Origin of the sequence: Brevundimonas sp. (assembly GCF_035561115.1) — a bacterium.
Taxonomy (GTDB): Bacteria; Pseudomonadota; Alphaproteobacteria; order Caulobacterales; family Caulobacteraceae; genus Brevundimonas.
Genome location: NZ_DATMYH010000072.1, coordinates 1 through 9,499 on the forward strand (window position 1 = coordinate 1; position 9,499 = coordinate 9,499).

Below are 9,499 nucleotides of genomic sequence, written 5' to 3' on the forward strand. Positions count from 1 at the left end.
GATCACCTTCTGGTGGCGGCGCTGCAGGGAGCAGTCGCGTTCGTACAGGTGGACGGCGTTTCCGTGTTTGTCGCCGAACACCTGCACCTCGATGTGGCGGGGGCGGGTGATGTAGCTTTCGATCAGGACGCGCGGGTCGCCGAAGGACGATTGTCCCTCGCGCTGCGCCGAGGCGAGGCCGGCGGCGAAGTCCTCGGGCCGGTCGACGCGTTTCATGCCCTTGCCGCCGCCGCCGGCGACGGCCTTGATCAGCACGGGATAGCCGATGCGGGCGGCCTCGGCGGTGAGCGTCGCTTCGGACTGGTCCTCGCCCTGGTAGCCGGGCGTGACGGGCACGCCGGCCTCGATCATCAGCGTCTTGGCGGCGTCCTTCAGACCCATGGCGCGGATGGCGGCCGGCGGCGGGCCGATCCAGACCAGGCCGGCGGCGGTCACGGCCTCGGCGAAGTCGGCGTTCTCTGACAGGAAGCCGTAGCCGGGGTGGATGGCCTCGGCGCCGGTCGCCTTCGCGGCGGCCAGCACTTTCGCGGCGTCCAGATAGCTTTCCCGCGCCGGGGCCGGGCCGATCAGCACGGCCTCGTCGGCCTCGCGCACATGCAGGGCCTTCGCATCGGCTTGCGAATAGACGGCGATGGTCCGGATGCCCATGCGGCGGGCGGTGCGGAAGACGCGGCAGGCGATCTCGCCGCGGTTGGCGACCAGGACGGATTTGAACATCGGATGTCTCTAGCGGCTCGCGCGGCGGCTGACGACAGGCTCAGTGCCTGGCCATCTCGTTGAAGCCCAGATAGAGCCACAGGAGCGCCAGCAGGGTGAAGGTCACCGTCGTCAGGGTGAACAGGACGAACATCCGCGCCAGGGTGCCGATGACGCTGCGCTGATAGGCGCCCTTCATGTGCAGGAACAGATGCACCGGGGCCAGCCACAGCAGCCACCAGGCCAGCGGCGTCAGGACCCCCAGCGCCATGATCACGATCAGGAGCAACAGCTGGAACGACAGCGAGTGCATCGAGAAGATGACGTGATCGAAGACGTAGAAGCGGCGGTTGAAGGCGAACAGCAGCGTCAGCATCAGGGCCGAGACCGGAAGGGCCAGGATGGCGACACGGTGGGCCCAGATCTCGAGGATCAGGGCGAACCGCTCGGGATCGTCCTGGATCGCGGCCTGCCGGGTTTCGATCCATTCCTTGAAGCCGCGAAGGTTTTCCGCATCGGCCCCGTCTTTCATCTTCGGCGCGTCGGCGGCGTTTTCCCGGGCCTCATCGGTGACGTCGGCGGCCAGGTTGCGGCTGAAGGCTACCCAGTCGCCCCTGGCGGCTGCGATCTGGGTCCGTTTCTCGGCCTCGCTCAGGTCGGGGTCGGCCATGACGTCGCGTTCGAACTCGGCCATGGCTGCGCCGCCCGGCGTGACGACGCGGCCGTTGTATTTGAACGTCCGTTCCGAGGCGGCGTGATCGCCTTCGGCGGCCTCATGTTTCGCGCCCGCCTTCATGGCGGCGTGGCCGACGAAGAAGGCGATCAGCAGGATGACCAGGAACATGCGGAACGGCGCGACCTGGGACGCGCGCTTGCCCTCCATATAGTCGCGGGTGAGCTTTCCGGGGCGACGGATGAGGTTTGGCAGGGTGCTGAAAAGCCGCCCGTCGAGGTGCAGAAGGCTTTCGACGGCCTCGACGATCAGCTTCCAGACGGACTTGTGGAAGTCCTCGGCCAGCTGGCCGCACTGGTGACAGTGAGGGCCGGCCAGCGGGGTCTGACAATTGGCGCAGGGCGTGCCGGGCGGAATGTCGGCGTGCTCACGCTTCCACTTCAGCCATCCGCCGCCCGAGGCCAGCGCCGCCGTTTCCATTTCCCCCGACATCGATACCCCGTGTGATTCCTACTGCGCCCACGCCGGTTTACGTTTTTCGAGGAAGGCGCGCACCCCTTCCTGACCCTCGGCGGACACGCGGGCGCGGGCGATGCGTCTGGCGGTGTCTTCCATCATGCCGTGATCGATCTTTTGGCCTGCGACGTCATTCACCAGCCGTTTGGCCTCGCCCATGGCGGCGGGCGCATTGGCGCTGATGCTGTCGGTCAGCATGGAGATGAATTCGTCGACCGAGCCCTCGGGCAGGACCATGTCGATCAGGCCGGCGTGGGCCGCGTAGTCGGCGTCGAAGATGTTGGCCGACAGGAACAGCTGGCGCGCGCGGCGGGCGCCGACGGCCTCGACGACATAGGGGGCGATCGTCGCCGGGATCAGGCCCAGCTTGACCTCGGAGAAGGCGAAGCGGGCCCCCTCGACGGCCACCGCCATGTCGCAGGCCGCGACGATGCCGGCCCCGCCGCCCATGGCCGCGCCCTCGACGATGGCGCAGGTCAGCGCCGGAACGTCGTGCAGGGCCTTGAGCATCTTCGCCAGGCCCATGGCGTCGTCGCGGTTGTCGCTCTCCGACCAGCCGGCCGCGTCGGCCATCCAGCCCAGGTCGGCGCCAGCGCTGAAGGTGCCGCCCGCGCCGCGCACGAAGACCAGACGCACATTGTCGGCCCCGTGCAGGGTCTCGAACGCTTCATAGAGGGCGGCGATGGTGGGGGCGTCGAAGGCGTTGCGCTTGTCGGGCCGGTTGATGGTGACGAAGACGATCCCGTCGGCGGTGGAGTCGATCTGGACGAGATCGTCATTGGCGTCCGGCGCCGGATCGGTCAGCAGCGGGTGGGCGATGGCGTTGATCTCCGCAGCCTCGGCGTCGGTGACATCGAGGGCGTTGAGGTCGGCTTCGGTGGGCTTGTCGGTCATGATCGGTCCTTCGAGACTGCCCGCTTGTAACGCATGGCGCTGCGATTGGCAGCGGCGCCGTGCCAGGGAGGCGCGTTTCTTGACAGCGCCCCGGGCGAAGGCGTTGAGTGCCGACGGTCAACGACAGCCTGCGAGGACGGCATGCCGCACGCAATGCGATCCCGGAAGCCGGGCCGACTGACTCCCGTCAAGGCGAAGCTGGCCGCCGAAATCCGGCAGCAGCTGCTGGAGCATGGCGGCTCAGCCCACCGCGACGTGATCATTGGCCGCATCCTGCAGCGCAAGGGCGTCAGCGGTCCCGCTGCGGACCGCGCGCGCCGGGCCCTGCTGTCAGCCTTCGAACTGCACGCTGATCCGCCGCCGGACAGCGAGGCGCCGCGCCTGTTCGACCTGCCGTTCGGTCCGGACTCCCATCGCTGGGCCCTGGGCCAACGGCCGCCCGTCATCACATTCTGAACACGCCGAACGTCGTCTCCGGGATGGGGGCGTTCAGCGAGGCGGATATGGCCAGCCCCAGCACGTCGCGCGTCTGGACCGGGTCGATGATGCCGTCGTCCCACAGGCGGGCGGTGGCGTGGTACGGATTGCCCTCGTCCTCGTATTTCTGACGCACCGGGGCCTTGAAGGCCTCGGCCTGTTCCGGGGTCCAGCTGTCGGCGTCGCGGTGGACGGTGGCGAGGACGGCGGCGGCCTGTTCGCCACCCATGACGCTGATCCGGCTGTTGGGCCAGGTGAACAGGAAGCGGGGGCCGAAGGCGCGGCCGCACATGCCGTAGTTGCCGGCCCCGAAGCTGCCGCCGATCAGGATGGTGAATTTGGGAACTTCGGCCGAGGAGACGGCGGTGACCAGCTTGGCCCCGTTTTTCGCTATGCCCTCGGCCTCGTATTTGCCGCCGACCATGAAGCCCGAGATGTTCTGCAGGAAGACCAGCGGGATCTTCCGCTTGCAGGCCAGTTCGATGAAATGGGCGCCCTTGAGCGCGCTCTCCGAGAACAGCACGCCGTTGTTGGCCAGGATGGCGACCGGATAGCCCCAGATGCGGGCGAAGCCGCAGACCAGGGTCGTGCCGTACAGGGCCTTGAACTCGTCGAACTCGGAGCCGTCGACGAGGCGGGCGATGACCTCGCGCACGTCATAGGGGGCGCGGACGTCGTCGGGGATGAGGCCGTAGAGCTCTTCCGCGTCGAAGGCGGGGGCGCGCGGTTCGCGGACATCGAGGTCGACGCGCTTCACGGTGTTGAGGCTGTCGACGATGGTGCGAACGATCTCCAGCGCGTGCTCGTCGTTCTCGGCGACATAGTCGACCACGCCGGACTTTCGCCCGTGCGTCTCGGCGCCGCCCAGCTCCTCGGCCGAGATGATCTCGCCCGTCGCGGCCTTCACCAGCGGCGGACCGGCCAGGAAGATAGTGCCCTGGTTGCGAACGATGACCGTCTCGTCGGACATGGCCGGCACATAGGCGCCGCCGGCGGTGCAGGAGCCCATGACGCAGGCGATCTGGGGGATCGACTTCGCCGACATCCGCGCCTGGTTGAAGAAGATGCGGCCGAAATGGTCGCGGTCGGGGAAGACCTCGGCCTGGTGCGGCAGGTTGGCCCCGCCGGAATCGACCAGATAGACGCAGGGCAGGTTGTTCTGTTCGGCGATCTCCTGGGCCCGCAAATGCTTCTTCACGGTCAGCGGGAAATAGGCCCCGCCCTTCACCGTGGGATCATTGGCGACGATCATGACCTCGCGGCCCGACACGCGGCCCACGCCGCAGATCATGCCGGCGCCGGGGGCCCCGTCAGGGTCCTTCGCGTCGCCGTACATGCCGTTCGCCGCCAGCTGGCCGATCTCGAGGAAGGGCGAGCCGGGGTCCAGCAGGCGGTCGACGCGGTCGCGGGGCAGCAGCTTGCCGCGCGAGACGTGACGGTCGCGGCTGGCGTCCGTCCCCCCGCGGGCCGCCTTGGCGACCCTGGCGTGGAGCTCGTCCCGGAGCGCCCGGTTGTGGGCGTCCAGGGCCTTGAAGGCGGGGCTGTGCGGATCGATCGCGGAGGACAGCTTGGGCATGCCGCTGGTGTAGGGGGCTTGCGGCGCCGGGAAAAGCCCTAGCGCTTCCGGAACACGTAGCGGCAGCCTCCGGCCGGCGGCGCGACGTCAAGGCCGCCGAAATAGACTCCGTCCAGCGCGAGCTGGTCATCGCCCTCGATCCGCGCGCTTCCTTTCAGCATCAGACCGGGAGGCACTGTGTTGCCGCGCTCGACGGCGAAACCGATCCGCCCGGCGACCGGGTTGAACTCGACCGATCCCCAATAGTCCTGTCGCACCTCGAAGGGCACGAAGGTGACGGCGAAACGTCCGTCGCTGTTGAACCGGAGTTCGCGCAGGGGGTCGCGCGGGACCGGGCCGCCGCAGTCGACCGAGGTCTGGGACCAGAAGCCCGTCAGGACGGGTCCCTCGGCGGGGGCGATGCGGAAGCGGGCGCGTACTGTCCGGGAGCCGAGCGTCCCGGTAATCTCCACGTCCTCTCCGGGCGTCGCGTCGCGTCCGATGACGATCCTGCGGCGTTCGGGCGCGACCGTCACGGCGGGATCGGATGAGGTCCAACGGCTGAAACACGTCAGCGGTACGGCGATGATGCCGTGCAGGCCGTCATTGGCGTGCAAGGGAACCTCGCCACCGGGACGTCCGGGCGCGATGGCTATGCCGATGGTCAGGTCCTCGGAATCATAAGCCTCGCAGGGCGGCTCATCCTCCTGGGCGGGGGCGGCGAACAGGGTGGCGGCGAGCAGCAGTTCCAGCATGGACATATCCTGAAGCGGGGCGCTCAAGGTCTGCGGCGGGGACCGTTTCGTCAACAGCAGGCGGACGGGCCGAGGCGCGCCTCCCGACATCTGTCACGGTCACCTTATGGCTCGCCCGGCTTTCCTTGGTTGACCTCGGCCGACGACCGTGGCCTGTCGCCCGTCCCATGATCGGCTTCAACACCCGGACCCGTACGACCTTGCGCGAGCTGCTGCACCTGGCGTGGCCGGTGGTGCTGGCGCGCATCGGCATCATGACCATGGGACTGACCGACGTGATCGTGGTGGGCAACTGGTCGGGGCTGGAGCTGGCCTACAGTTCCCTGGCGCTCGCTCCCACGGCGATCATCGTCACCACCGCGGTCGGCCTGATGATGGGCGTGCAGGTCATGACCGCCCGTCTGATCGGCCAGGGCCGGCGCGACGAGGTCGGCGGGGTGCTGCGGCGGGGCGTGACCTATTCCCTCCAGCTGGGCGTGACGGCGATGATCGGCCTGATCCTGATCGGTCCATGGGCGCTGCAGCACATGGGACTGGCGCCGGGGCTGGGCGAGGGGGCCTCGCCGGTGCTGATCGTCTTCGCCCTGTCGATGCCCGGCTATCTGGTCAGCGTGGCGGCGCAATTCTTCCTCGAGGCCCTGCATCGGCCGCGCGCCGGCATGTGGGCGATGTGGATCGCCAACGGTCTCAATCTGGCGCTGAACCTGCTGCTGGTGCCCGACATCCTGGGCCTCGGAATTGACGGCGCCGTGGCCTCGGCCTGGGCGACCTTCGTGGCGCGGACGTCGCTGGCGGTCTTCCTGCTCGTCTATATCTTACGCCTGCCCGAGGCGCGGGCGCTGGGCGTATTCCGCCGCCCGGCCCGCAACCAGGCCGACGAGCGCGAGCAGCGCAAGGTCGGCTACGGCGCCGGCAGTTCGTATTTCATCGAGGTCGGCGCCTTCGCGGCCATGACCTTCATCGCCGGCCAGCTGGGCGCGATCGAGACCTCGGCCTGGGCCATCGTGCTGAACGTCTCGGCCATCGTCTTCATGGTCCCGATGGGGCTGTCGTCGGCGACGGCGGTGCTGGTGGGGCGCGCCTACGGGGCGAGGGACGGGCGGGGCGTGCTGCGCGCCGGCCTGGTCGGGATCGGGGTGGTCATCGCCCTGACGCTGGCGGTGGCGCTGGCTGTCTGGCCGGGAGCGCCGCTTATCGCCAGCGCCTACAACCGCGATCCGGAATTGCTGGCTGTGGTGATCCCGGCGCTGGTGCTGACGACCCTGTTCTTCGTCGCCGACGGCATCCAGGTGGTCTCGGCCTCGGCCAACCGAGCGGCGGGCGACGTCTGGTGGCCGACGATCATGCATTTCGGGGCCTACAGCCTGATCATGATGCCGCTGGGTTGGTGGTTCGCGCACGAGATCGGCGTCAACGGCCTCGTCTGGGCCGTGATCATCGCCAGCCTGGTGTCGTCGGCGCTGCTGACGGGACGGTTCGTGCGTGTGGCGCGGCGGCTGGGAAGTGGCGAGTGGCGAGTGGCGAGTGGCGAGTAGTTCGCCCGTCACCAACCATATTGGACTTTCGGGCCTCTGAGTGTTGCGATAGCGCGCAACCGACGCCACTAACACTCGCCACTCGCCACTCGCCACTCGCCACTCGCCACTCGGACACTCATGGCCCGCATCCTCATCACCTCGGCGCTGCCGTACATCAACGGCATCAAGCATCTGGGGAATCTGGCGGGCTCGATGCTGCCGGCGGACGTCTACGCCCGGTTCAAGCGGGCCCAGGGCCATGAGGTTCTCTACATCTGCGCCACCGACGAGCACGGCACCCCGGCCGAGCTGGCCGCCGCCGCCGCCGGTCAGGACGTGCGGACCTATTGCGACGAGCAGCACGAGGTCCAGAAGGCCGCCGGGCAGGCGTTCGGCCTCAGCTACGACTGGTTCGGCCGCTCCTCCAACGCCCCCAACCAGCGCCTGACCCAGCATTTCGCCCATGTGCTGGAACAGAACGGCCTGATCGAGGAACGCGTCGACCGGATGATCTATTCCGTCGACGACGCCCGCTTCCTGCCCGACCGCTATGTCGAGGGGACCTGCCCGCACTGCGGCCACGTCGGCGCGCGCGGCGACCAGTGCGACAACTGCGGACGGCTGCTGGACCCGACCGACCTGATCGATCCGTATTCCGCCGTCTCGGGCTCGCGCAATCTCGAGGTGCGGGACACGCGGCATCTGTATCTGCTGCAGACCAAGCTGGCCGATCGTATCCGGGCGTGGATCAGTTCGAAGACCGACTGGCAGACGCTGGCGCGGTCGATCGCGCTGAAACACCTCGACGAGGGGCTGATCGACCGGGGCATCACCCGCGACCTGAAATGGGGCGTGCCGGTGGTGGGTCCCGACGGCGGGCCCCGGCCGGGCATGGAGGGCAAGGTCTTCTATGTCTGGTTCGACGCCCCGATCGAATATATCGGCGCGACCGAGGAATGGGCCGATGCGACCGGCCGGACCTGGCGCGACTGGTGGCGGACGGACGAGGGGGCGGACGACGTCCGCTACGTCCAGTTCATGGGCAAGGACAATGTCGCCTTCCACACCGTCAGCTTCCCGGCCACCATCCTGGGCTCGGGCGAGCCGTGGAAGACGGTCGACACGCTGAAGGCGTTCAACTGGCTGAACTGGTACGGCGGGAAATTCTCTACCAGCCAGAAGCGCGGCGTCTTCATGGACCAGGCGCTGGAGCTGCTGCCTGCCGACTACTGGCGCTGGCATCTGACGGCCTATGGGCCCGAGCATTCGGACGCGGCCTTCACCTGGGAGCAGTTCCAGTCGACGACCAACAAGGATCTGGCCGACGTGCTGGGCAATTTCGTCAACCGCATCGTCAAGTTCGCCGAGAGCAAATTCGACGGCGACGTGCCGGACGCGGGCGAACCCGGTCCGCTGGAGGCGAAGCTGGAAGCCGACCTGCGCGCCGGCATCGCCGAGGCCACGGCGCAGTTTGAGGCCATGGAGTTCCGCAAGGCGGCCGTGGCCCTGCGCGCCGTCTGGGTGCTGGGCAATGAGTATTTGCAGGAGGCGGCGCCCTGGACGGCGTTCAAGACCGATGTGGATCGGGCGGCCGTCGGCGTGCGGACCGGCTTGAATCTGGTCGCCCTGTTCGCGCGTCTCGCGGCGCCGGTCATGCCGGATTCGGCGGTGAAGATCGCCGCAGCGGTCGGCGCGACGGACCTCAGCTGGCCCTCGGCCGACGCCCCCTTGCTGGACGTCCTGCCGCGGGGTCAGACGGTGGCGGCGGCGGGCGTGCTGTTCACCAAGATCGAGGACGCGCAGGTGGTCGAATGGTCGGAACGCTTCGGCGGCGCCGAGGCCCCGTGACTGACGCCCGGTCCGCCGCCTTCATCAGGCTGCTGGCCGAGGATCAGGCCGAGGACCGCGCCGTTCAGGTCGGTCAGCCCGCCTATGCGGTCCTGCGGGCGCGCGACCGGGCGCGCCGGGAGGCGATCATGGCCATGCTGGCGGACGGCTGGCCCGCGAAGGCCGACGATCTGTACGCCGCCGCCTGGATCCTGAACCACGGAGATCTGGCTGAAGAGGCGGCCCTGGCCAGCCGGCTGGCGGCCCGGGCCGCCGACCTGGGGCGCCAGGGCGCGCGCTGGCTGGCGGCGGCGGCGCTGGATCGTTCGCTGATGTATGCGGGCCGGCCGCAAAGATACGGGACCAACATGGTCCCGGACGGCGTCGGCTATCGTCTGTGGGACGTCGACCCCGCGACCACCGACGCCGAGCGGCTGGCGCATGACGTGCCGCCGCTGGCCGAACTCGAAGCCCGCGCGGCCGCCATTACCGATCCCCAGCCCGCGATGGCGGGTGCGCCGGGCTGGCTGAATGATGCGTTCAGGCGCTGGGCGGCGGCGCGGAAGCGGGGGCCGGAACCGTCTTGACG

The 9,499-nt window shown here is 68.8% G+C and carries 9 protein-coding genes; 4 read left to right on the forward strand and 5 right to left on the reverse strand.

The window, feature by feature from the left end:
• The 3 genes from VN378_RS09355 to VN378_RS09365 form a co-directional block, all read right to left on the reverse strand.
• Positions 1-717 (reverse strand): biotin carboxylase N-terminal domain-containing protein (locus VN378_RS09355; protein ID WP_325743176.1); only part of this gene is annotated, 717 nt, incomplete at its 3' end.
• Positions 718-757: 40 nt separating this feature from the next.
• Entirely contained in the window at positions 758-1,861 is a 1,104-nt protein-coding gene (locus VN378_RS09360; protein WP_325743178.1) for a DUF3667 domain-containing protein, read from the reverse strand.
• A gap of 18 nt (positions 1,862-1,879) precedes the next feature.
• Positions 1,880-2,779: an enoyl-CoA hydratase-related protein gene (locus VN378_RS09365; RefSeq protein ID WP_325743180.1), complete on the reverse strand. Its 900-nt coding sequence runs from the start codon at positions 2,777-2,779 to the stop codon at positions 1,880-1,882.
• Positions 2,780-2,932: 153 nt separating this feature from the next.
• On the opposite strand from VN378_RS09365, the gene VN378_RS09370 reads away from it, so the two are divergent.
• Positions 2,933-3,235 (forward strand): hypothetical protein, encoded by a 303-nt coding sequence (locus tag VN378_RS09370; RefSeq protein ID WP_325743182.1) that lies wholly within the window; start codon positions 2,933-2,935, stop codon positions 3,233-3,235.
• Here the strand turns inward: VN378_RS09370 and VN378_RS09375 are convergent.
• Positions 3,225-4,832, reverse strand: a complete 1,608-nt coding sequence (locus tag VN378_RS09375) for a carboxyl transferase domain-containing protein (RefSeq protein WP_325743184.1) — start codon at positions 4,830-4,832, stop codon at positions 3,225-3,227. The genes VN378_RS09370 and VN378_RS09375 overlap by 11 nt on opposite strands.
• Before the next feature lie 38 nt (positions 4,833-4,870).
• On the reverse strand, positions 4,871-5,566 hold the full coding sequence (locus VN378_RS09380; RefSeq protein ID WP_325743186.1) for a hypothetical protein: 696 nt from the start codon (positions 5,564-5,566) through the stop codon (positions 4,871-4,873).
• A gap of 167 nt (positions 5,567-5,733) precedes the next feature.
• On the opposite strand from VN378_RS09380, the gene VN378_RS09385 reads away from it, so the two are divergent.
• The 3 genes from VN378_RS09385 (at position 5,734) to VN378_RS09395 (ending at position 9,497) form a co-directional block, all read left to right on the forward strand.
• Positions 5,734-7,101 (forward strand): MATE family efflux transporter, encoded by a 1,368-nt coding sequence (locus tag VN378_RS09385; protein WP_325743188.1) that lies wholly within the window; start codon positions 5,734-5,736, stop codon positions 7,099-7,101.
• A 120-nt stretch (positions 7,102-7,221) separates the two neighbouring features.
• Positions 7,222-8,931, forward strand: coding sequence for a methionine--tRNA ligase (gene metG, locus VN378_RS09390; protein WP_325743190.1), 1,710 nt, complete (start codon positions 7,222-7,224; stop codon positions 8,929-8,931).
• On the forward strand, positions 8,928-9,497 hold the full coding sequence (locus VN378_RS09395; RefSeq protein ID WP_325743192.1) for a hypothetical protein: 570 nt from the start codon (positions 8,928-8,930) through the stop codon (positions 9,495-9,497). The genes metG and VN378_RS09395 overlap by 4 nt, the downstream gene beginning before the upstream one ends.
• Positions 9,498-9,499: the final 2 nt, after the last annotated feature.